Raw genomic sequence first — 21,009 nt, forward strand, 5'->3', positions numbered from 1 at the left:
TCACCGCCCGCCACGCCGTTCCCGGTGGCCGGGGGCGTCCGTCAGGCCATGACGGGCCAGTCGATATCGCCGTCCCGCGCGATCTGCTCGAACAGCGGCCGTGCGAAGAAGAACCCCTGGAAGAAGCGGCCGCCCACGGCGTGCAGGGCCCGCACCTCCTCAAGGCGCTCCACGCCCTCGATCACGACCTTGACGCCCAGATCGGTGGCAATCCGTATGATGCCGGCGATGATCGTGCGGCGCACCTGGTCCCGGTCGCAATCCTGTACCAGGGCCCGGTCGATCTTGATGATGTCGGGCTTGAGATCGGCCAGCCGCATCAGCCCGGACTGTCCGGTCGGGAAATCGTCCAGGGCGACCTTGAAGCCATGGTGATGATATTCGCCGATGATGTCCTGCAGGTGCTTCGTCTCGGTCAGATGTTCGGTCTCGAGGATCTCGAAGGTCAGGTTTTCCAGGGGAAAATCGCTTTCGCGGGCGGCCTGCAGCGTCGCCTGGATGCAGGCGCGCGGGTTATAGACGGCGTTGGGCAGGAAATTGATGCTCAGGCGGCGGTCCAGCCCAAGCCGGGACGCCAGCCGGATGGCCCGGGTGCGGCACGCCTGATCGAAAGCATACAGGTTTTCCTCCGTGACCTGCGCCAGGACGCTCGGCGCGCCCTCGCCCCCAGGGCCGCGAACCAGGGCCTCGTACCCGTCGATGCGGCGATTCACCAGATCGACGACGGGCTGGAAGGCCATCGTGAACGGAAACAGATCCTGATGGTCGTGGCAGGCCTGGCAGGGGGCGCGACTGGACGGGGGTGATGCTGTCATGGGGGGTTCCGGACGTGGATATTCGAATTCATGACTATCGCATGTCGGTCCCGGAAAGCAGCCCATATCCAGCCGCTTCGCTATCCGGGACGCCCCGCATGGCCAGTCGCGGGAAATCCGTGTAGCGTGTCCGCAACCGTGATGATCTTTCGCGGATCGGCATCGGGGAAATCGAAGCGCGGCCATGCACGACGTCATCGTGGGGTTGATCCTGCTGTTCGTGGCCGCGATCAGCAGCCTGTTTTCCCGGCTTCTGCCCGTGCCCATCCCGCTGCCGCTGTGGCAGATCGCGCTGGGGGTGGTGGGGTCCGTGGCGGGGCTGCATGTCGTGCTGAACCCCGACATGTTCATGCTGCTGTTCATTCCGCCGCTGCTGTTCCGCGATGCGTTCCGCATGCCGACGCGCGAATTCGGCCAGTTGCGCGGCATCATCTTCGCCCTGGCGGTGCCGATGGTGGTGGGGACCACCATCCTGTGCGGCTATGCCGTGCACTGGCTGATCCCGGTGCTGGCGCTGCCGGCCTGCTTCGCGCTGGCCGCCGTGCTGTCGCCGACCGACGCGGTGGCCGTGGGCGGCATGCTGGGGCCGTCCGTGCCGCGCACCATCGTCCACGTGCTGGACGGCGAATCCCTGCTGAACGACGCGTCCGGCCTGGTCTGCTTCCGGTTCGCGGCGGTGGCCGCCGTAACGGGGGCGTTCTCGCTGCGCGGCGCGCTGGCCACGTTCGGCCTGCTGTCGCTGGGCGGAATCGCGATCGGCATCCTGGTCTGCTACGCGGCGGCGCGGCTGGACCGGATGCTGCTGCGCCGGGGGTACGACGACCCGCCGACCCAGGTCACCTTCATGCTGCTGCTGCCCTTCGCCGCCTACCTGCTGGCCGAACTCGTGGGGTGCTCGGGCATCCTGGCGGCGGTGGCGGGCGGCATGACGGCCAAGCTGACGGGCGTGCTGCAGGAAACCCAGATCACCACCCGCCTGCAGGCCCGCACGACGTGGGACATGGTCGGCTTCGTGTTCAATTCCATCATCTTCCTGCTGCTGGGCCTGCAGTTGCCCGACCTGGCGGGAAACGGGATCGCGCTGGTGCGGCAGGCGGGCCGGTCGCCCTGGCTGCTGCTTCTGGTCATCGTCGCCATCCACCTGGCCATGTGCGTGCTGCGCTTCGCGGGGCTGTGGATCATCCTGGCGGTGGCGGCGTGGCGGGCCCGGCACGAACGCGGGGCGATGCACTGGCCGGGCCTGCGCACCGTGCTGGTCGGCACGGTCGCGGGGGTGCGCGGCGCGGTCACGCTGGCGGCGGTGCTGTCCCTGCCGCAGGCGGTGGGGGACGTGCCGGGCTTTCCCGACCGCGACCTGCTGGTGACGCTGGCCACCGGGGTCATCCTGGTGTCGCTGCTGGCGGCCAGCCTGACCCTGCCCTGGCTGGCGCGCGGCATGCCGGCCGGGCAGGTCGATCCCCAGGCGCGCGAGGTCGACTGGGCGCGGCTGGTGCTGCTGCGCACGATGATCCGCGCCATGCGCGACGAACAGGCGGCCCTGACCGCGCGGGCCAAGATCCGCGACGAGGCCGGCGAAACCCGGATCGAGATCATCGCCCGCCTGATGCAGGAATATGAAAACCGCCTGGGCCAGTTGCAGCGCGACGGTGACGGCGCGGCCAGCGCGGCGCAGGTCGGGTCGATCCGGCGCATGCGCCTGGAACTGGCGATCCGCCTGACCAACCTGCGCGCGTCGCGGATCGAACTGCGCAACCTGCGCGCCGCCCAGTACGTCAATGACGAAACCGAATCCCTGCTGCAGCAGGAAATGGATTACGAGGAACAGGTCCTGCGCAACCGCGCCCGGACCCTGCCACGCGTCGCGTGACGGCTGTTTCAAAAGCCCCGCTGCCGGCGATCCGACGCGCGTTTCCTGTGCTCCGATGCTCTCGGCCCATAAGGCCGCTCCGCTTCGGTGCGCGGGAACACACGACGGGCGCGATCCTTCGGGCCGCTCTCGCTCAGCATCGGGGTTTTTGAAACAGCCTTTTATATGCGCCGCAGGCGCGCCTCCGCGCCCGGTCCGCCCCGAAGCGGATCAGCGCATCGGCAGCCGGGCACGAGAAGGCCGGCCGCGCCCCCGCACAGCAGGCGGCGCGACAGGTCCATTCCCGGCCCCTATGCCGTCACAGGGTGCGGATGCGCCGGGGCGATCCCCCGGCCGGCCGGTCCCCCCGGGGCGTGCGCGGGGCGCCGGCGGGCTGGTCCTTCAGGGCCGGGGCGGCGGCCAGTTCGGCCTCGAGCTGGCGGATGCGCTTCTGCACGCTCTCGCGCAGGGTGGGGGCAGTATGCGATTTCATGGCCGCCAGTGTCTCGCGCAGGTCGCGCAACTGCTTCTGCTTTTCCGCGTGGGTGCGGCGGATCGGCTGGTTGTCGGACATCTGGCCGTGGAATGCGCGCATGGTACTCGTCCATATCAGAAAGTGAGAGGTCGGGCCGGGGGGCGGCCGGACAGTGTGTGGTCAGTCCGCGTTCCGGGTCAGGATGGTGCCCAGCGCATCGGTCAGGACCCGGCATTCCTCGTCGGTGCCGACCGTGATGCGCAGCCATTCCGCGATCCTGGGCGTCCTGAAATGACGCACGATGATGCCCCGCTCCCGCAGGGCGGCGGCCAGGTGTGCGGCGTCACGATCAGGATGGCGGGCGAACACGAAATTCGCCTGCGAGGGCAATACCTCGAACCCCAGGCCCCTCAGGCTGGATGTCAGCCCGATCCGTGTTTTTATGATCTTTCCCGTGGTTCGTGCAAGCCATTCCCGATCGGCGATGGCGGCGGCGGCCCCGGCCTGGGCCAGCCGGTCCAGCGGATAGGAATTGAAGCTGTCCTTGACGCGGTTCAGCGCCTCGACCAGGTCGGGATGGCCGATCGCGTACCCGACCCGCAGCCCGGCCAGGGCGTGGGATTTCGACAGGGTGCGCACCACCAGCAGGTTCGGAAACCGCCGCACCAGCGGAATCGCGGTATCGGCGCCGAAATCGACATAGGCCTCGTCGATCACCACCACCCGGTCGGGCTGCGCGCGCAGCAGGGTCTCGATCTGTCCCAGCCCCAGCGCGATGCCGGTCGGCGCGTTGGGGTTGGGCAGCACCAGCCCGGCGCAGGGGCGCCGGTAGTCGTCCACGTCGATCCGCATGGCGTCGTCCAGCGGCACCGGCTGGTGCGCGATGCCGTACAGCCCGCAATAGACCGGATAGAAGCTGTAGGTGATGTCGGGCGTCAGCAGCGGCGCGTCATGCTGCAGCAGCGCGTGGAAGGCATGGGCCAGCACCTCGTCCGATCCGTTGCCGACGAAGATCTCGTCCATGCCGACATCGTGGGCCTGCGCGATGGCGGCCCGCAGCCGTTCGGACGTCGGGTCGGAATACAGCCGCAGCGTATCGTCGGCGGCGGCGCGAATCGCCTCCAGCGCGCCAGGCGGCGGGCCATAGGGCGATTCGTTGGTGTTGAGCTTGATCAGGTTCGTCAGTTTCGGCTGCTCGCCCGGGACATAGGGCGTCAGGCGGTGGACGACGGGGCTCCAGAAACGGCTCATGACAGGTTCCGCTGGCGGGAAGGAAAGGACGTGCCCTTCTAGAGGATCATCCTCGGGAACGGAACGCGGTCAGGAACGCGCCGCCGGCATCAGCGTCGTCAGCGCGGCCAATCCGTTCCGCGCGGCCAGCAGCCGGGGGCTGTCGCCCTCGCCGTCCCGGTAGTCGGGATCGGCCCCGCATTCCAGCAGGAAGGCGGCCATCGGCGCGCGGTTGAACATGGTGGCGAACATCAGCGGCGTCCGCCCCACATGGTTCGGCGCGTCGATCGCGGCGCCGGCCGCCACCAGTTGCCGCGCCACCTCCACGTCGCCCTTGAAGGCCACGCCGGCCAGCGCCGTCGCCCCCTTGCCGTCGCGCAGGTCGACCGTGGCACCCCCCTTGATCAGGCAGGCGACGGTTTCGGCATGGCTGTTGTACGCCGCCAGGATCAGGGCGGAATGCCCGCGATCGTTGCAGGTGTCGGGGTTGATCCCGGCCTCCAGGAAGGCGGCGACCAGGTCGGTCTGCCCGTCCCGCGCCGCGTCCAGGAACAGGCCCGCGATGTCGTCGGCGCTGAATTGGTCCGGGGCGGGGGACGGCGTCTGGTTCATCATGGCCTCGGGGAGTCGGGTGAATCGGGGCCCCGATCCTATCAGCGGGCCGCCTGCTGTGCGAGTAGGGGCTGCGCCGCGGCGGCGAAGGCCCGGCATTCCCCATGCGCCAGCCAGGTGAACCGGCCGGCATCCAGCCCCGCCGCCGCGCAGGACGCGGCCAGCCGGTGCAGCGGTTCGTCGAACGGCTCGTCGGTCAGGCGGAAGGTGCCGAAATGCATGCCGATCGCCTGCGCCGCGCCCAGTTCGGCCATCGCCGCCACGGCTTCCTCGGGCGTGGTGTGCACCGCCGCCATCAGCTCGCGGGGGTCATAGGCGCCCACGGGCAGCAGGGCGACGTCCGGCGCGCCCAGCCGCGCGCGGATCTGCCCCCAGTGCCGCCCGTGCGCGCTGTCGCCCGCGAAGAAGACCGAAGGCGCCGCGCCCTCCGCCGGCCGGATGTCGAACCCGCCCCACAGCGCCCGGTTCCGGTCGAACGGCGTGCGGGCCGACCCGTGGCGCGCCGGCGTGCAGGTGATGCGCAGCCCCCCGACCGTGTGGCCCTGCCACCAGTCGCATTCCACGACGTCGCGCAGGCCCGACCCGCGCAGGTGGCGCGCATTGCCCGGCGGCGTGATGACGACCGGCGCGTCGCGGCGGGCGAAGAAGGCCAGGCTGTCCAGGTCCATATGGTCGTAATGACAGTGCGACACCACGATCGCGTCCACCCGGGGCAGGCTGCCGATCGCCCGGCCCGGCGGCCGCACCCGGCGCGGCCCGGCCCAGCGCACGGGCGAACAGCGGTCCGAAAAGACGGGGTCGGTCAGGACCGTCACCACCGACCCGTCGGCGGCGCGCAGGCGCAGCAGGAAGGTGGAATGTCCGATGAAGGTGACATGGGCATGGCCCGGGGCCGGCGCGGCATGCGGGTCGCCCGCCGGGGCGGGCCCTTGCGGCGGCACGGGCCAGGCGGCGCGGCGGCGGCGGGCCCATTGCCAGCGCAGGATCGACAGCAGGCGCCCGGGGCGCGGCGCCCCGCCGGCGGCGGCAGGCGCGGGGGGCGGCAGGATGCTGGCGGGATTGAAGAAACGGCGCCCGTCGCAATGGTCGGACACGGGCAGGGGGGCAGGCGGCATCATGGTCCTCCACGCGCGGGCGCCCATTATGGCGCGCCCGCCCCGTCCACGCGACCCGCCCCCGCGCGCGCCACGGTCGAGAACTCGTGATGAGCGGGGACTGGAATCCTGCGGCCAGCCGGCGCTCTATTACTGCGAACGTTTTTTGGGTCCGTCACGTGACTTGCCCCCGGGGGGAGGTCGTGAGATTGTACTGCGGAAAATTCGTCCGGGCCCCCGGGTGGCCAGGGTCACAGAACGGCCAGGGTCGCGACCGGATGACAAAAAAATGACGAACGGGATCCCCAGGCAAGGGCAGTCCTCAACCCATGGTATCGAAGCGTGCGTGCCGCCGCCGGGATGACCGGCGCAGCGTGGCCGCTTCATGGGCAGGGGACCCGATCGGATGGATGAGACAGGGCAACCATAATGGAGAAGGCGATTTAATGCGTTCCATATTCACCCAACCTGTTCGGGCCTTCGAAGGCGGGGCCACCGGCCCGTCCGCCGAGGATGTGCTGTGCATCAACACCATCCGTACCCTGTCCATGGACGGGGTGCAGAAGGCGAATTCCGGCCATCCGGGCACGCCGATGGCCATGGCGGCGCCGGCCTACGCCCTGTGGCAGAACGTCCTCAGCTACGACCCGGCCGATCCGCTGTGGCCGAACCGCGACCGGTTCGTGCTGTCGATCGGCCATGCCTCGATGCTGATCTATTCGCTGATCTACCTGGCCGGCATCCGCGACGTGAAGCACGGCACGGTGCTGGACGCGCCGTCGCTGACGCTGAAGGACCTGGAACAGTTCCGCCAGCTCGATTCCCGCACCCCCGGCCACCCGGAATACCACCACACGGCGGGCGTCGAGACGACGACCGGCCCGCTGGGCCAGGGCTGCGGCAATTCCGTCGGCATGGCGATGGCGGAAAAATGGCTCGCCACCCGCTTCAACAAGCCGGGCTTCCCGCTGTTCGACTATCACGTCTACACGTTCTGCGGTGACGGCGACATGATGGAAGGCGTGGCCAGCGAGGCCGCGTCGGTGGCCGGCCACCTGCGCCTGGGCAACCTGACCTGGATCTACGACAGCAACCGCATCTCGATCGAGGGCTCGACCGACATCGCCTTCACCGAGAACGTGCAGAAGCGGTTCGAGGGCTATGGCTGGCACGTGCTGGAGGTCAAGGACGCCAACGACCAGGCGGCCTTCCTGGCGGCGCTGGCGGACGCCAAGGCCGAAACCGGCCGTCCGACCCTGATCATCGTGCATTCCGTCATCGGCTGGGGCGCGCCCCACAAGGCCGGCACCGCCTCGGCGCACGGCGAACCGCTGGGCGACGCGGAAATCCGCGGCGCGAAGAAGGCCTATGGCTGGCCGGAAGACAAGAGCTTCTACGTCCCCGACGGCGTGCTGGAACATTTCCAGAAGGGCCTGGGCGCCCGTGGCGCCGCTGCCAGCGCGCAGTGGAAGGCGCTGTACGCGTCCTACGCCAGGGACTATCCCGACCTGGCGAAGGAAGTGGACGCCATCCTGTCCAATCGCCTGCCGGAAGGCTGGGACAAGGACATCCCGGTGTACGAGCCCAGCGCCAAGGGCGTGGCCTCGCGCCAGAGCTCGGGCGAGGTGCTGAACGCGATCGCGCCGAACTTCCCGTGGCTGATCGGCGGCTCGGCCGACCTGTCGCCGTCCACCAAGACCAACCTGACCTTCCAGGGCGCGGGCTCGTTCCAGCCGCCGGAATGGAACGGCACCTATGGCGGGCGCAACCTGCATTTCGGCGTGCGCGAACACGCCATGGGCTCGATCTGCAACGGCATCTCGCTGGCGGGCATCCGGGCCTACTGCTCGGGCTTCCTGATCTTCTCGGACTACATGAAGCCGCCGATCCGCCTGTCGGCGCTGATGAACCAGCCGGTCGTCTATATCTTCACGCATGATTCCATCGGCGTGGGCGAGGACGGTCCGACCCATCAGCCGATCGAACAGCTCGTGCAGCTTCGCGCCACCCCCGGCGTGACGCTGATCCGCCCGGCGGACGCGAACGAGGTCGCGGAAGCGTGGCGCACGCTGATCCCGATGACCGACCGCCCGTCGGTGCTGATCCTCAGCCGCCAGAACCTGCCGACGGTGGACCGCACGGTCTATGCCCCGGCGTCGGGCCTGGCCAAAGGCGCCTACGTGCTGGGCGATTGCGACGGCACGCCGGACGTCATCCTGATGGCGACGGGCAGCGAGGTCGGGCTGGTGGTCTCGGCGTACGAGACGCTGAAGGCCGAAGGGGTCAAGGCGCGCGTGGTCTCCATGCCGTCGTGGGACCTGTTCGAGGCCCAGCCGAAGGAATACCGCGACAGCGTCCTGCCGCCGACGGTCACCAACCGCGTCGCGGTCGAAATGGCCTCGCCGGTCGGCTGGGACCGCTATGTCGGCCTCAGCGGCTCGATCATCGCCATGCACGGCTTCGGGGCCTCGGCCCCGGCCGGCGAACTGTTCAAGAAATTCGGCTTCACCGTCGAAGCCGTCCTGGCCGAAGCGCGCAAGCAGGTGGCCAAGGGTTGATTCGTGGCCGGGGCGCCCGCCACGCGGCGCGCCCCGGCCCGTTTCGGTTACCGAAAGGGGCGGGGACCGGCTTTTGGCCGGCGATAACCCGCCATGACAACGAAGGAGCAACACCATGAACGTCGTGCAGAAGACGGGTGTTCAGGGCGCCGCCAATCCGCTCAAGGCACTGGAACAGTTCGGCCAGTCCCCGTGGCTGGACTTCATCCAGCGATCCTATACCGAGAACGGCAGCCTGAAGAAGCTGGTGGACGAGGACGGGCTGAAGGGCGTGACCTCCAACCCCGCCATCTTCCAGAAGGCGATGGGGCAGGGCACCGATTACGATCCGCAGTACAAGGACATCCTGGCCCATCGCATCGTCGATGCCGGCACCCTGTACGAAACCATGGCCATCGACGACATCAAGGCGGCGACCAAGGTCCTGTTCCCGGTCTATGAAGCGACCAAGGGCCTGGACGGCTATGTCAGCCTCGAAGTCTCGCCCTACCTGGCGCGCGACACGCACGGCACGGTGGAAGAGGCCCGCCGCCTGTGGAAGGCGGTCGATGCCAAAAACCTGATGATCAAGATCCCCGGCACGGACGAGGGCGCGCCCGCGGTGCGCACCGTGATTTCCGAGGGACTGAGCATCAACGTCACGCTGCTGTTCTCGATCGACGCCTACAAGAAGGTGCTCGAGGCCTACATCGCGGGGCTCGAGGACCGGCACGCCAAGGGCCTGCCCGTGTCGGGCATCGCCAGCGTCGCCTCGTTCTTCGTCAGCCGCATCGACGGCAAGATCGACAAGAAGATCGACGACCGCGTGGCGGCCGGCGACAAGGACGCGGCGGCGCTGAAGGCGCTGCGCGGCAAGGTCGCGATCGCGAACGCCAAGGTCGCCTACCAGCATTGGCTGGAGGTCACGAAATCCGCCCGCTGGCAGAAGCTGGCGGCCGCCGGCGCGCAGACGCAGCGCCTGCTGTGGGCCAGCACGGGCACCAAGGACAAGACGTTCAGCGACGTGCTGTATGTCGAGGAACTGATCGGCCCGGACACGGTCAACACCATCCCGCCCGCCACGTTCGATGCCTTCCGCGACCACGGCAAGGTCCGTGCCTCGCTGACCGAGGACGTCGAGGGCGCACGCCACGTGATGGCGGAAGCCAAGCGCCTGGGCCTGGACCTGGACGGCGTGACGACCACGCTGGTCAATGAAGGCGTGTCCTCGTTCGCCGACGCGTTCGACGACCTGCTGGGCTCGGTCGCGACCAAGCAGAACGCCCTGCTGGGCCATGCGCTGACCACCACGACGCTGAACCTGCCCGCCGACATCGACGCGGCGGTGAAGGCCAGCCTGGACACATGGCGCAAGGACGGCACCGTCCGCCGCCTGTGGGCGCGCGACGCCACCGTCTGGACCGGCAAGGACGAATCCAAATGGCTGAAATGGCTGGATATCGTCGAGGACCGGCTGGCCGACCTGCCGGCGCTGGAAGCCTTCCAGGCCGAAGTGAAGCAGAAGGGGTTCAAGGACATCCTGCTGCTGGGCATGGGCGGTTCCAGCCTCGGGCCGGAAGTGCTGGCCGAAACCTTCGGCAAGCATGACGGCTTCCCGCACCTTTACGTGCTGGACAGCACCGACCCGCAGCAGATCAAGGCGTTCGAGAAGAAGGTCGATCTCGCCCACACGCTGTTCATCGTCTCGTCCAAGTCGGGCGGCACGCTGGAGCCGAACATCCTCAAGGCCTATTTCTTCGACGCGGCCAAGAAGGTGCTGGGCGACAAGGTCGGCAGCCACTTCGTGGCCGTGACCGATCCCGGCTCGCATATGGAAGAGGTCGCGAAGAAGGACGGGTTCTGGAAGATCTTCTACGGCGACAAGCAGATCGGCGGCCGGTATTCGGTGCTGTCGAATTTCGGCATCGTCCCCGCCGCCGCCTCCGGCGTGCCGCTGAAGCTGTTCCTGGACTCCGCGCTGCGCGGGGTGAAGGCCTCGGCCGCCTCGGTGCCGCCGGCGCTGAACCCGGGCGTGGTGCTGGGCACCGTGCTGGGCGTCGCCGCCACGCAGTTCGGCCGCGACAAGGTGACGTTCGTGACCTCGCACCCGATCAGCGACATGGGCGCGTGGATGGAACAGCTTCTGGCGGAATCGACCGGCAAGATCGGCCGCGGCCTGATCCCCATCGATGACGAGACGCTGGGCGCGCCCGCGCTGTACGGAAAGGACCGCGTCTTCGCCTATCTGCGCCTGGAAACGGACGCCTGTTCGGAAGAGGACGAGGCCGTCAAGGCCCTGGTCGCGGCGGGCGAGCCGGTGGTGACGATCCACCTGCAGGACAAGCGGCAGATCGCGCAGGAATTCTTCCATTGGGAATTCGCCACCGCCGTCGCCGGGTCCATCCTGGGGATCGACGCCTTCGACCAGCCGGATGTCGAGGCGTCGAAGATCGAAACCAAGAAGCTGACGACCGCCTATAACGAGACGGGCAAGCTGCCGCCGGAAACGCCGTTCGCGACCGATGGCGCCTTCTCGTTCTTCGCCGACGCGACCAACGCGGCGGCGCTGAAGGGCGACTCGCTGGCCGCCATCCTCAAGGCCCATTTCGGCCGGGTGAAGGCGGGCGATTATGTCGGGCTGCTGGCCTATATCGAACGCGACAATGCACACCGCGCCTGGATCCAGCGTACCCGCCTGGCCATCCGCGACGCGCTGAAGGTCGCGACGGCCGCCGAATTCGGGCCGCGCTTCCTGCATTCGACGGGCCAGGCCTACAAGGGCGGGCCCAACAGCGGCGTCTTCCTGCAGATCACGGCCGACGATGCCGCCGACCTGCCGGTCCCGGGCGAGAAGTTCACCTTCGGCGTGGTCAAGGCCGCGCAGGCGCGTGGCGATTTCGACGTCCTGGCCGAACGGGGACGCCGTGCGCTGCGGGTGCATATATCGGGTGACCTGAAGTCCGGCCTGCAGGCGCTGGGCCAGGCGATCACCGCCGCGCTCTGATCCGAACCGCCCCGTCCGTCCTGCGGACGGGGCATTTCTGCTGGCCCCCGGGCACCGCCCGGGCGGCCGAATTATGCGTGGCGAAGGGCCGCGCCAAGGAGATTCAAGAACATGCAAATCGGCATCATCGGCCTGGGCCGCATGGGCGGAAACATCGCCGTCCGCCTGTCGCGGCACGGGCATGACGTGGTCCTGTTCGATCGTGACGCCGCGACGGTGTCCAAGGTTTCCGAACGGATCGAAGGCGGCCGCGGCGTCGCCGCCACCAGCCTGCCCGACCTGGTCGCGAAGCTGACGGCCAAGCGCAAGATCGTGTGGGTCATGCTGCCGTGCGGCGAGATCACCGAGAACGCGGTGCAGGAACTGTACGGCCTGCTGGGCAAGGACGACATCGTCATCGATGGCGGCAACACGTACTACAAGGACGATATCCGCCGTGCCGCCCAGCTTGCGGACAAGGGCATCCACTATGTCGACGTCGGCACCTCCGGCGGCGTGTGGGGCCTGGAGCGCGGCTACTGCATGATGTACGGCGGCACCAAGGATTCGACCGACCATATCGACCCGATCCTCGATGCCCTGGCGCCGGGCAAGGGCGATGTCGCGCCGACCCCCGACCGCGGCAAGCCGGGCCTCGACCCCCGGGCGGAGAAGGGCTACCTGCATTGCGGCCCCGCCGGGTCCGGCCATTTCGTGAAAATGGTCCATAACGGCATCGAGTACGGTATGATGCAGGCCTTCGCCGAAGGCTTCGACATCATGAAGTCCAAGAACTCGCCCAAGCTGCCGGAAGACCAGCGCTTCGACCTGAACATGGCCGACATCGCGGAAGTCTGGCGCCGCGGCAGCGTCGTGTCGTCCTGGCTGCTGGACCTGACGGCCGAAGCCCTGGCCAAGAACGCGTCGCTGTCCGAATTCACGGGCGAGGTCGCGGATTCCGGCGAAGGCCGCTGGACGCTGGAAGCCGCGATCGAGGAAGCGGTGCCGGCCCCGGTCATCACCGCCTCGCTGTTCACGCGCTTCCGCTCGCGTACCGGCAACAACTATGCGGAAAAGGTCCTCTCCGCCATGCGGTTCGGCTTCGGCGGGCACGTCGAAAAGAAGGACTGAGTCCTCAAAACGACGGGTGGCAACAGTTCAGGGAAAAATCTGACATGGATGGAATCGTCGCGTCTGCATCGTCCGAAATCCAGGGGGCAGGCCTGCAGCCGCGGCGTGCTCCCCCGTGCACCTTCGTCGTCTTCGGCGGGGGTGGGGACCTGACGAAGCGGCTGCTGGTCCCCGCCATCTACAACCTGGCCTGCGCCGGGTTGCTGGATGACGGTTTTTCCATTGTTGCCGTCGATTGGGCCGAACTGTCCGACGACATCCTGCGCGCCCAGTTCCACGAGGCGCTGCAGGATTTCGTGGCCAAGCGCGGCACCGCCGCCGCCGTGCTGCGTGACGACATCTGGCGCTGGCTGAACACCCGCGTGTCCTACCTGCGCGGCTCGTTCGAGGACCCGGCGACGTTCGAACGGCTGGGCGCGCGCATCGGGAGCGGCAATGCCGTCTTCTACCTGGCGGTGGCGGCGCGTTTCTTCGGCACCATCGTGGACCGCCTGGGCGAATCCCACCTGACGGACGAGGTGGGCGAGACCTATCGCCGCGTCATCGTCGAAAAGCCGTTCGGCCACGACCTGAATTCGGCCCGCGAACTGAACATCCGCCTGCTGCGCACCCTGCGCGAGCGGCAGATCTACCGGATCGACCATTACCTGGGCAAGGAAACGGTCCAGAACATCATGGCGCTGCGGTTTTCCAACGGGTTCTTCGAACCGCTGTGGAACCGCCAGAACATCGACCATGTCCAGATCACGGCGGCCGAAACCGTGGGCGTGGAAAAGCGCGGCCGCTTTTACGAAGGCACCGGCGCGCTGCGCGACATGGTGCCCAACCATCTGATGCAGTTGCTGGCCATGACGGCGATGGAGGCCCCGGTCTCGTTCGACGCCGACGCGGTGCGCGACGAGAAATCCAAGGTGCTGAAGGCCATCCACTGCACGGGGCCGGAAGACGTGGTGCGCGGCCAGTACGGCGGCGGCGTCCTGGGGGGCACCCCGGTGCGTGGCTATCGGGACGAACCGGACGTGGCGCCGGCTTCGCGCACCGAAACCTATGTGGCGATGAAGCTGGCCATCGATAACTGGCGCTGGGCCGGCGTGCCGTTCTACCTGCGCACCGGCAAGCGGCTGGCGGTGCGCAAGACCGAAATCGCGATCCATTTCCGCCGCGCGCCCTACGCGCTGTTCCGCGACACGCCGGTCGACCGGCTGACGCCGAACATCATGACCATCCACATCCAGCCGACCGAAGGCGTCACCCTGCAGTTCGGGGCCAAGATCCCGGGCCCGACGGTGCGGCTTGGCGGCGTGCGGATGAAGTTCGACTATTCCGAATGGTTCAGCGAGGGGCCGAGCACCGGCTACGAAACGCTGATCTATGATTGCCTGACCGGCGATGCGACGCTGTTCCAGCGCGCCGACAATATCGAGGCCGGATGGCGCGCCGTGCAGCCCGCCCTGGACTGGGGCGAGCGGACCGAGGCCGCGCCGCTGTGCCCCTACGCCGCGGGATCGGCCGGCCCGATCGAGGCCGACGCCCTGCTGGCGCGCGACGGTCGCCAATGGCAGGACCTGGCGGAATGACGGCCACGGACCCGGGCGCGGCCCGCCGTGCCGGCCCGTCGGACCGCATCCGCCTGGTCATTTCCGATATCGACGGCACGCTGGTCACGCCGGACAAGCGCCTGACGCCGGCGGTGCTGGACACGGCGCGGGCGCTGCGCGCCGCCGGCATCGCGCTGTGCCTGGTCAGCAGCCGCCCCCCGCGCGGGATGGAGATGTTCCTGGGCCCGCTGGGGATCGACACGCCGCGCGCCGGACTGAACGGCGGCCTGGTCACGCAGCCGGACGGCACCATCATCTCGCGTCTGTCATTGGACCCGGACGCGGCGCAACAGGCGGTCGGGATGCTGCAATCCCACGGCGTCGATGCGTGGCTGTTCGTCGGCCATGACTGGCTGATCACCGATCCCGACGGCGCGTATGTCGAGCGCGAACGCCGCACGGTGCAGACCGACCCGGTCGTGCTGCCCGATTTTGCCGGGCATTACAACGATGTGGGCAAGATCATGGGCGCTTCGTCCGACTATCCCCTGCTGGCACGGATGGAGGCGGACATCGGCACCCGGCTGGCCGGCCGGGCCAGCGTGCACCGTTCCTCGGACTATTACCTCGATATTACCCATCCCCAGGCGAACAAGGGCTATGCGGCATTGGAACTGGCGCGGCTTATGGATATCGATATCCATGACGTGGCCTGCATCGGGGACATGAACAACGACATCCCGATGCTGGACGAGGCCGGCGTCTCGATCGCGATGGGCAACGCCCCCGACGGGGTGAAGGCGCACGCCCACTTCGTGACCGACACCAACGAACAGGATGGCTGGGCGCATGCCATGGAACGATATGTCCTGCCCCGGGCCCAGGCGAACAGGGCCCAGGCGAACAGGGCCTGAGGGGACGATGGCCCAGGGAATGATGGCCAAGGGGATGATGAAATGACGGCTACACAATCGGGACCGATCCGCCTGGTTCTCGCGGATGTCGACGGCACGCTGGTCACGCGGGAGAAGATCCTGACCCCGCGCGCCATCCGCGCCGTGGAACGCCTGCGCGAGCGGGGGATCGTGTTCACCATCACCAGCGGCCGGCCGCCGCTGGGCATGAAGATGGTGATCGACCCGCTGCATATCGACCAGCCGATCGCCGGCTTCAACGGCGGCATGATCGTCCGCCCCGACTATTCGGTGATCGAGGCCCACACCCTGACCCAGGACGTCGCGCGCCGCACGCTGGAGATCCTGCGCGACCATCGGGTCGACCCGTGGGTGTATAATGGCAACGACTGGATCGTCTCGAACGCCGAGGCGCCCCATGTGGCGCGCGAGCAGTGGACGGTGAAATTCCCGCCCAAGGTCGCCGATGTCGGCGCGCAGTTGGACCAGGTGGTCAAGATCACCGGCGTCAGCGACGATCTGGAACTGATGAAGAAGGTCGAGCACGACCTGCAGCAGGCGCTGGGCGACGCGGCCTCGGCCGCGCGGTCGCAGCCCTATTATGTCGACGTCACCCACCATGATGCCAACAAGGGCGGGGTGGTCAAGGCGCTGGAACGGCTGCTGGGCATCCCGGCGGCGCAGATGGCGACCCTGGGCGACCAGCCCAACGACGTGCTGATGTTCGTGCGCAGCGGCCTGTCCATTGCGATGGGCCAGGCGATAGACGAGGTCAAGGCACAGGCCACCCACGTTTCCACCTCCTCCGAGGAGGAAGGATTCGCCATCGGGGTGGAACGCTATATTCTCGGAGACGATGTCTGATGAGCGGTCATGATGTGAAAACCGGCGAAATGATCGTCCTCGCCGATGGCGAGGCGATCGCGCAATATATGGCCAGATGGCTGACGGAACAGGCCCTGGCCAAGACGGACGGCCCCTTCGTGGTCGCGCTGTCCGGCGGGTCCACCCCCAAGCGACTGTATGAAATCCTGGGCTCGGCCGATTTCGCCACCCGCTTTCCGTGGGACCGCACGCAGCTCTTCTTCGGGGACGAACGGTTCGTGCCGGCCACCGACCCGGCCAGCAACTACACCATGACGCGCACGGCGCTGCTGTCGCACATTTCCATTCCGCCGGCCAACGTCCACCCGATGCCGACCGAGGGCGACCCCGCCGCCGCCGCCGCACGCTACCAGGCGGAACTGCAGGCGGTGTACGGCGCGGACACGCTGCAACCCGGCCGCCCGCTGTTCGACGTCGTGATGCTGGGCCTGGGCGACAACGGCCATACCGCGTCGCTGTTCCCCCGCCAGCCGGTGCTGCAGGAACGCAGGCTGTGGGTTTCGACCTGCGTGCCGGACGACGCGCCGCATACCCGCCTGACCCTGACCTACCCCGCCATCCATTCCAGCCGGCATGTCGTGTTCATGCTGGCCGGTGCCGGCAAGCGGGAAGCCTTCGCCAAGGTTCGGGCCGGCGACCCCGCCGAACCCGCCAGCCACATCACGACCGAGGGCGAACTGGTCTGGCTGCTGGACAAGGCGGCCGCCGCCGTCTGAAAATCGGCCGGCGCGAAAGACAAGAGGACCGCCGGAACACCGGCAGGTTCCGGGAGGAAGCAAGATGGGCGTCCAGAATTCGGACCCGATGATTGAACTGAAACGCATGGCGGCGGAAGAAGCCGCCGCCATGGTCCAGGACGGAATGGCCGTCGGGCTGGGATCGGGCAGCACCTCGGCGATGATGATCGACGCGCTGGGCCGCCGCTGGGCCGAGGGGCTGCGCTTCGTGGCCATCCCCACCTCGGAACACTCGGCCGAACAGGCGCGCGCGCATGGGATCACGCTGGTGACGTTCGCCACCCATCCGCAGCTCGACATGGCCATCGACGGCGCGGACGAGGTGGAACGCGGCTCGCTGAACCTGGTCAAGGGTCTGGGGGGCGCCCTGTTCCGCGAAAAGATCGTCGCCTCGGCAGCGAAGCGCTTCATCATCGTGGTCGATGAAAGCAAGCTGGTCGATCATCTGGGCAGCCGGGTCGCGGTCCCGGTCGAAGTCACGTCGTTCGGCTGGGAAAGCACGGCGCGGCAACTGGGCGAACTCGGCGCCCGGGTGTCGCAGCGCATGGACCGCAATGGCGGCCTGTTCGTGACCGACGGCGGCAACATGATCCTGGACTGCGCCTTCGGCCCCATCGCCGACCCGCCGCAACTGGCGGCGGACATCCGCGCCATCGTGGGCGTGATCGAAAGCGGACTGTTCATCCGTCGCACGTCCGAAGTCATCGTGGCCGGCCGCAGCGGCCTGACCCGCCTGGTGGCGGCATGAACGCCCCCCTGCCGGAAGCGGCGGGCATCCGGCCGCAGATCCTGGTCATCATGGGCGTGTCCGGCTGCGGCAAGACCACGGTGGCCGAAGGACTGCACAACATCCTGGGCTGGCCCTACCAGGAAGGCGACCTGCTGCATCCCCGGGCCAATGTCGAGAAGATGGCCGCCGGCATTCCGCTGACGGACGAGGATCGCTGGCCCTGGCTGGCACAATGCCGGGCGTGGATCGAGGCCCGGATCAGGGACGGCGGCGGCGGCATCCTGACCTGCTCGGCGCTGAAACGCGCCTATCGCGACGTGCTGCGCCAGGGGGATATGGACCCGGTGGTGTTCGTGTATCTCAAGGTGCCGGAATCGATCCTGAAGGCCCGGCTGGCTCGGCGCACGGGGCATTACATGCCGCCCAGCCTGCTGCCCAGCCAGCTCGCGACCCTGGAAGAGCCCACGGCGGACGAGCACGCGCTGGTCATCGAAAGCGAAAACGCCCCGGCCGAAGTCATCGCCAAGACGATCGGCCAGTTGAAATACCGCATCAAGCGATAAGGGGCGGCCTGGAATTGGGGCGGTCTCGGCCGGCGGCGGCCCTGTCCTTCGGGCTGGCGGCCGCGTTCGCGCTGCCTCTGCGCGCGCAGCCCGCGCCGGTCGATGACGGGCGCCCCGTCGTGGTGCCGTCCCGCTGCGTGGCCCATGTCCTGTCCGCGCCGCTGCTGACGGGCGACGGCAGCCCGGGCATTCCCGTGACCATCGACGGGACCGACGGACTGGCCTTCCTGGGCTTGACCCAGGAAAATCTGGGCGTGTTCGAACGCCCGGACGTGACCTATCCCCACGGTACCCCCATCAAGGTCCGGACCATGACCGGCGAGGGCACGGTGTACGAAACCGTGGTCCGCAAGCTGGCCCTCGGCCACGGCACGGCCCGCGACGTCCAGGCCGTCATGCTGGGCACGACGGGGGACAGGCGCGTGGCGGGCCGGCCGCTGCTGGGCATCGTGGGCTACGACATCCTGGGCAATTACGACGTGCTGCTGGATTTCCCGGACCGGACCTTGACCCTGTTCCAGGCGACCGGCGCCGCCGGCTGCCCGCCGGTGTCCCGGCTGGTGGGCGGTCCGGCCTATGCCGCGCCGCTGTTGCCGAACAGCCGGGGCATGAGCGTGATGGTGCAGGTCGCGATCGGCGGGGTGCCGATCGGCATGGAACTCGAACCCGGGTCGAACGCCTCGCTCATCCAGGCGAGCGAGGCCGCCGACATCGGCGTGGACGCGGCGGCGCTGGCGGCCGATCCCCGCTCGCGCACCGATGCCGGCAACGCGATCATCGGCCACCGCCACCGCTTCGGCCCCTTCGTGCTGGGCACCTATCGCGGCACGGACCTGACCGCCGACGTCACCCGGTCCACCACCAACATCCTGGGCATGAATTTCTTTCGCGGCCGGCGGGTGCTGTTCGCCATGCCCACCCGCATGGTCTATTTTTCCGACCCCCAGGCCACGCAGCCCGGCCAGGACACGGCCTCCGCCGGCGCCAGCCCGGCCCAGTCCCGCCTGGCCGACGTCGCGGTGCAGGACCCGCCCGCCGCCCCGCCATGACGGGCCTTCCGACGTCCTATGGAATCAGGCTACCGGCGCGCCAGATGACCCGGCCGATGATCCTGGCCGGAAAGCCGTCGTCCTGGACCATCCTGCGAACGTCCTCGGCGTTCAGTTCCTCGGTCGGGTAACGCGGGTTCTCGCTGATGACCTGGACGTTGCCGTTGGTCTTGAGGATCAGACGCCTGACCAGAAGGGTGTTTTCTACCCGCAGGGCATAGATGCTGCCACTTGTGAGCGTATGCACATCCGTTCTTATTAGAGCGTGATGATTTTAGGTTGGTCCATATCCTGAGTTTATGAAATAATTGGCGCATTCGCTGGGAGCGTAGCTGCGCAGGAGTTCGCCGATGGTTGAACTGACTGCGTCGCGGCTTCGAGCCGCGGCCTTGCGGAGCAGGTGCTTGAGCTTGGCAAAGACCTGTTCAATGGGATTCAGGTCTGGGGAGTATTTTGGCAGGAGGATCAGGCGCGCGCCGACCTGTCGGATGGCTGCGCGTGCTGCCTTGTTTTTGTGGCTGCCGAGGTTGTCAGCGATCACGATGTCACCAGGCCTGAGCGTCGGCACGAGTTCATTCTCGACGTAGATGCGGAAGCTTTCGCCGTTGATCGGACCATCGAGCAGCCACGGCGCATCGATCCGATCGACCCGCAGGGCGGCAATAAAGGTCATGGTGTTCCAATGACCCCAAGGCACTTTGGCCCGGAGCCGTTCGCCACGCGGCGCCCAGCCGCGTAGCGGCGCCATATTGGTTTTGGTCCAGGTTTCATCGATGAACACCAGGCGGGCGGGATCTATGAGGTGTTGGTATTTTTGCCATCGCGCCCGGTGTCGGGCGACATCAGGACGGTCCTGTTCGGCTGCGACGAGTGTTTTTTTTGAAGCTGAGCCCCTCGTCGTGGACGAAGACCCACACAGAGCGATAATCGACCCTGAGCCCGCGCCCGGCAAGTTCTGCGACCAAGCCCCGCAGGGTAAAGCCCCCCGCCTTGCAACGCTCGATCAGCCATTCCCGATGCGCACCCGTCAGCCGTTTCGGCTTGTGGCCGCCCATCTGGCCAGGGGAAACGCTGCCGGTCCGCCGAAAGCTCTGCATCCACCGGATCGCGGTGCTGGGTGCTACACCGTAGCGCTTCGCGGCCTCGTGGCAGGAGAGGCCGTCTGTCTCCACGGCTGCCACAACCCGGTCGCGAAGATCCATCGAATAAGGACGCGCCATCCATGCTGGCCTCCAATCCAGACAGCATGTTGAATCAGATTTTCGGCAATCTGGGTACCCATATTCCGATTCAGACCGAAATCATCACGCTCTAAAAGAATGTCTCCATCGTCTATGATCGGATTCATGCTGTCGCATTTCGCCGTGACGGCCGAAATGTTGTCCGTATTGGACTGAATGGACAAAGGGAGAAAATCCCGCGGTATCGATATTCTCGTTTCGATATAAGAACTATCCCCGTCGACGCCCTGGTGGGCGGAGAGAATGACGTCGTAATTCAGAAACTCGACCGACTCGGGACCCGCCTGCCGGGCATTGCCGAATTCCCGGGCCGCAGGTCCGTCCTCTCCTGCCGCAAGCCAGTCAAGACTGACACCGCAGGCTTCCGTGATCTTGCGCGCGACGGAAAGCTTGAGTTCCCGACCCGACAGGTAACCTGAAAGTGTGCTGAGAGGGATGTCCGTGCGTGCGGCCACAGCTTTCGCGCCTCCGGTCCGATCCACTACTTCTCGTAGCCTGATAACCATCGGCTCTATTTGTCGGTTTTTTGCCAGGTCCGACAAATCGCGCATTGGGCGCTCGGAATTCGACATGTGGATCTATATTCAGTCGTATATCGATAAATGGTCTGACTTATCCACAGTCAGATA

General features: G+C 67.4%; 19 protein-coding genes. 11 read left to right on the top strand and 8 right to left on the bottom strand.

The features are described from left to right. Positions 1-41: 41 nt before the first annotated feature. Positions 42-815: an EAL domain-containing protein gene (locus tag GDIA_RS11815; RefSeq protein WP_012554261.1), complete on the bottom strand. Its 774-nt coding sequence runs from the start codon at positions 813-815 to the stop codon at positions 42-44. Positions 816-999: 184 nt separating this feature from the next. Here GDIA_RS11815 and GDIA_RS11820 point away from each other — a divergent pair, with 184 nt between their 5' ends. Continuing rightward, complete coding sequence (locus GDIA_RS11820) at positions 1,000-2,682, top strand: Na+/H+ antiporter (RefSeq protein ID WP_012554262.1); 1,683 nt, start codon at positions 1,000-1,002, stop codon at positions 2,680-2,682. 298 nt (positions 2,683-2,980) lie between these two features. Here the strand turns inward: GDIA_RS11820 and GDIA_RS11825 are convergent, their stop codons facing one another. The 4 genes from GDIA_RS11825 to GDIA_RS11840 all read right to left on the bottom strand — a co-directional run bounded on the left by GDIA_RS11825 (position 2,981) and on the right by GDIA_RS11840 (position 6,093). Further along, positions 2,981-3,256: a hypothetical protein gene (locus tag GDIA_RS11825; protein ID WP_012554263.1), complete on the bottom strand. Its 276-nt coding sequence runs from the start codon at positions 3,254-3,256 to the stop codon at positions 2,981-2,983. Positions 3,257-3,316: 60 nt separating this feature from the next. Beyond that, entirely contained in the window at positions 3,317-4,387 is a 1,071-nt protein-coding gene (gene hisC / locus GDIA_RS11830) for a histidinol-phosphate transaminase (RefSeq protein WP_012554264.1), read from the bottom strand. A gap of 69 nt (positions 4,388-4,456) precedes the next feature. Next, positions 4,457-4,978, bottom strand: a complete 522-nt coding sequence (locus GDIA_RS11835; RefSeq protein WP_012554265.1) for an ankyrin repeat domain-containing protein — start codon at positions 4,976-4,978, stop codon at positions 4,457-4,459. Positions 4,979-5,019: 41 nt separating this feature from the next. Beyond that, positions 5,020-6,093: an MBL fold metallo-hydrolase gene (locus GDIA_RS11840; RefSeq protein WP_012554266.1), complete on the bottom strand. Its 1,074-nt coding sequence runs from the start codon at positions 6,091-6,093 to the stop codon at positions 5,020-5,022. Positions 6,094-6,518: 425 nt separating this feature from the next. Between GDIA_RS11840 and tkt the strand changes: the two genes are divergently transcribed. The 10 genes from tkt (at position 6,519) to GDIA_RS11890 (ending at position 19,139) form a co-directional block, all read left to right on the top strand. Continuing rightward, entirely contained in the window at positions 6,519-8,630 is a 2,112-nt protein-coding gene (tkt, locus tag GDIA_RS11845; protein WP_012554267.1) for a transketolase, read from the top strand. Positions 8,631-8,745: 115 nt separating this feature from the next. Continuing rightward, a complete protein-coding gene (locus tag GDIA_RS11850; RefSeq protein ID WP_012554268.1) occupies positions 8,746-11,613 on the top strand; it encodes a bifunctional transaldolase/phosoglucose isomerase in 2,868 nt (955 codons plus the stop codon). A gap of 111 nt (positions 11,614-11,724) precedes the next feature. Beyond that, positions 11,725-12,723, top strand: a complete 999-nt coding sequence (gene gnd, locus GDIA_RS11855) for a phosphogluconate dehydrogenase (NAD(+)-dependent, decarboxylating) (protein WP_012222546.1) — start codon at positions 11,725-11,727, stop codon at positions 12,721-12,723. 44 nt (positions 12,724-12,767) lie between these two features. Next, positions 12,768-14,300: a glucose-6-phosphate dehydrogenase gene (zwf, locus tag GDIA_RS11860; RefSeq protein ID WP_012222547.1), complete on the top strand. Its 1,533-nt coding sequence runs from the start codon at positions 12,768-12,770 to the stop codon at positions 14,298-14,300. After that, positions 14,297-15,175, top strand: coding sequence for a Cof-type HAD-IIB family hydrolase (locus GDIA_RS11865; RefSeq protein WP_012222548.1), 879 nt, complete (start codon positions 14,297-14,299; stop codon positions 15,173-15,175). The genes zwf and GDIA_RS11865 overlap by 4 nt, the downstream gene beginning before the upstream one ends. A 42-nt stretch (positions 15,176-15,217) precedes the next feature. Further along, positions 15,218-16,039 carry a Cof-type HAD-IIB family hydrolase gene (locus tag GDIA_RS11870; RefSeq protein ID WP_012222549.1) on the top strand — a complete coding sequence of 274 codons (822 nt, stop codon included), beginning with the start codon at positions 15,218-15,220 and terminating at the stop codon, positions 16,037-16,039. Next, entirely contained in the window at positions 16,039-16,776 is a 738-nt protein-coding gene (pgl, locus tag GDIA_RS11875) for a 6-phosphogluconolactonase (RefSeq protein ID WP_012222550.1), read from the top strand. The genes GDIA_RS11870 and pgl overlap by 1 nt, the downstream gene beginning before the upstream one ends. A gap of 64 nt (positions 16,777-16,840) precedes the next feature. Continuing rightward, a complete protein-coding gene (gene rpiA, locus GDIA_RS11880; RefSeq protein WP_012222551.1) occupies positions 16,841-17,545 on the top strand; it encodes a ribose-5-phosphate isomerase RpiA in 705 nt (234 codons plus the stop codon). Beyond that, the gene (locus GDIA_RS11885; RefSeq protein WP_012222552.1) at positions 17,542-18,090 is read left to right on the top strand and encodes a gluconokinase; all 549 of its coding nucleotides are present in this window, start codon (positions 17,542-17,544) and stop codon (positions 18,088-18,090) included. The genes rpiA and GDIA_RS11885 overlap by 4 nt, the downstream gene beginning before the upstream one ends. 14 nt (positions 18,091-18,104) lie before the next feature. Continuing rightward, a complete protein-coding gene (locus tag GDIA_RS11890; protein ID WP_012554269.1) occupies positions 18,105-19,139 on the top strand; it encodes a retropepsin-like aspartic protease in 1,035 nt (344 codons plus the stop codon). 16 nt (positions 19,140-19,155) lie between these two features. On the opposite strand, the gene GDIA_RS11895 is transcribed toward GDIA_RS11890, so the two are convergent. The 3 genes from GDIA_RS11895 to GDIA_RS18640 all read right to left on the bottom strand — a co-directional run bounded on the left by GDIA_RS11895 (position 19,156) and on the right by GDIA_RS18640 (position 20,952). After that, positions 19,156-19,386 (bottom strand): S24 family peptidase, encoded by a 231-nt coding sequence (locus GDIA_RS11895; RefSeq protein ID WP_041249240.1) that lies wholly within the window; start codon positions 19,384-19,386, stop codon positions 19,156-19,158. Positions 19,387-19,413: 27 nt separating this feature from the next. Continuing rightward, positions 19,414-20,359, bottom strand: a protein-coding gene (locus GDIA_RS18635; RefSeq protein WP_076611189.1) for an IS630-like element ISGdi6 family transposase whose coding sequence is annotated in 2 segments (ribosomal slippage) — positions 19,414-20,019 and positions 20,021-20,359 — 945 coding nt in all. Because the reading frame shifts where the segments join, the coding sequence is not laid out codon by codon here. Next, positions 20,260-20,952, bottom strand: coding sequence for a helix-turn-helix domain-containing protein (locus tag GDIA_RS18640; protein WP_081434730.1), 693 nt, complete (start codon positions 20,950-20,952; stop codon positions 20,260-20,262). Before GDIA_RS18640 ends, GDIA_RS18635 begins: the two co-directional genes overlap by 100 nt. Between the last annotated feature and the right edge of the window lie 57 nt (positions 20,953-21,009).

The sequence above is a fragment of the Gluconacetobacter diazotrophicus PA1 5 genome (assembly GCF_000021325.1).
GTDB lineage: Bacteria > Pseudomonadota > Alphaproteobacteria > Acetobacterales > Acetobacteraceae > Gluconacetobacter > Gluconacetobacter diazotrophicus.

Bases quoted from the DNA above. Each gene is read 5' to 3' on its own strand.
- GDIA_RS11815 (WP_012554261.1), bottom strand. From the start codon at position 815: ATGACAGCATCACCCCCGTCCAGTCGCGCCCCCTGCCAGGCCTGCCAC.
- GDIA_RS11820 (WP_012554262.1), top strand. From the start codon at position 1,000: ATGCACGACGTCATCGTGGGGTTGATCCTGCTGTTCGTGGCCGCGATC.
- GDIA_RS11825 (WP_012554263.1), bottom strand. From the start codon at position 3,256: ATGCGCGCATTCCACGGCCAGATGTCCGACAACCAGCCGATCCGCCGC.
- hisC (WP_012554264.1), bottom strand. From the start codon at position 4,387: ATGAGCCGTTTCTGGAGCCCCGTCGTCCACCGCCTGACGCCCTATGTC.
- GDIA_RS11835 (WP_012554265.1), bottom strand. From the start codon at position 4,978: ATGAACCAGACGCCGTCCCCCGCCCCGGACCAATTCAGCGCCGACGAC.
- GDIA_RS11840 (WP_012554266.1), bottom strand. From the start codon at position 6,093: ATGCCGCCTGCCCCCCTGCCCGTGTCCGACCATTGCGACGGGCGCCGT.
- tkt (WP_012554267.1), top strand. From the start codon at position 6,519: ATGCGTTCCATATTCACCCAACCTGTTCGGGCCTTCGAAGGCGGGGCC.
- GDIA_RS11850 (WP_012554268.1), top strand. From the start codon at position 8,746: ATGAACGTCGTGCAGAAGACGGGTGTTCAGGGCGCCGCCAATCCGCTC.
- gnd (WP_012222546.1), top strand. From the start codon at position 11,725: ATGCAAATCGGCATCATCGGCCTGGGCCGCATGGGCGGAAACATCGCC.
- zwf (WP_012222547.1), top strand. From the start codon at position 12,768: ATGGATGGAATCGTCGCGTCTGCATCGTCCGAAATCCAGGGGGCAGGC.
- GDIA_RS11865 (WP_012222548.1), top strand. From the start codon at position 14,297: ATGACGGCCACGGACCCGGGCGCGGCCCGCCGTGCCGGCCCGTCGGAC.
- GDIA_RS11870 (WP_012222549.1), top strand. From the start codon at position 15,218: ATGACGGCTACACAATCGGGACCGATCCGCCTGGTTCTCGCGGATGTC.
- pgl (WP_012222550.1), top strand. From the start codon at position 16,039: ATGAGCGGTCATGATGTGAAAACCGGCGAAATGATCGTCCTCGCCGAT.
- rpiA (WP_012222551.1), top strand. From the start codon at position 16,841: ATGGGCGTCCAGAATTCGGACCCGATGATTGAACTGAAACGCATGGCG.
- GDIA_RS11885 (WP_012222552.1), top strand. From the start codon at position 17,542: ATGAACGCCCCCCTGCCGGAAGCGGCGGGCATCCGGCCGCAGATCCTG.
- GDIA_RS18640 (WP_081434730.1), bottom strand. From the start codon at position 20,952: ATGTCGAATTCCGAGCGCCCAATGCGCGATTTGTCGGACCTGGCAAAA.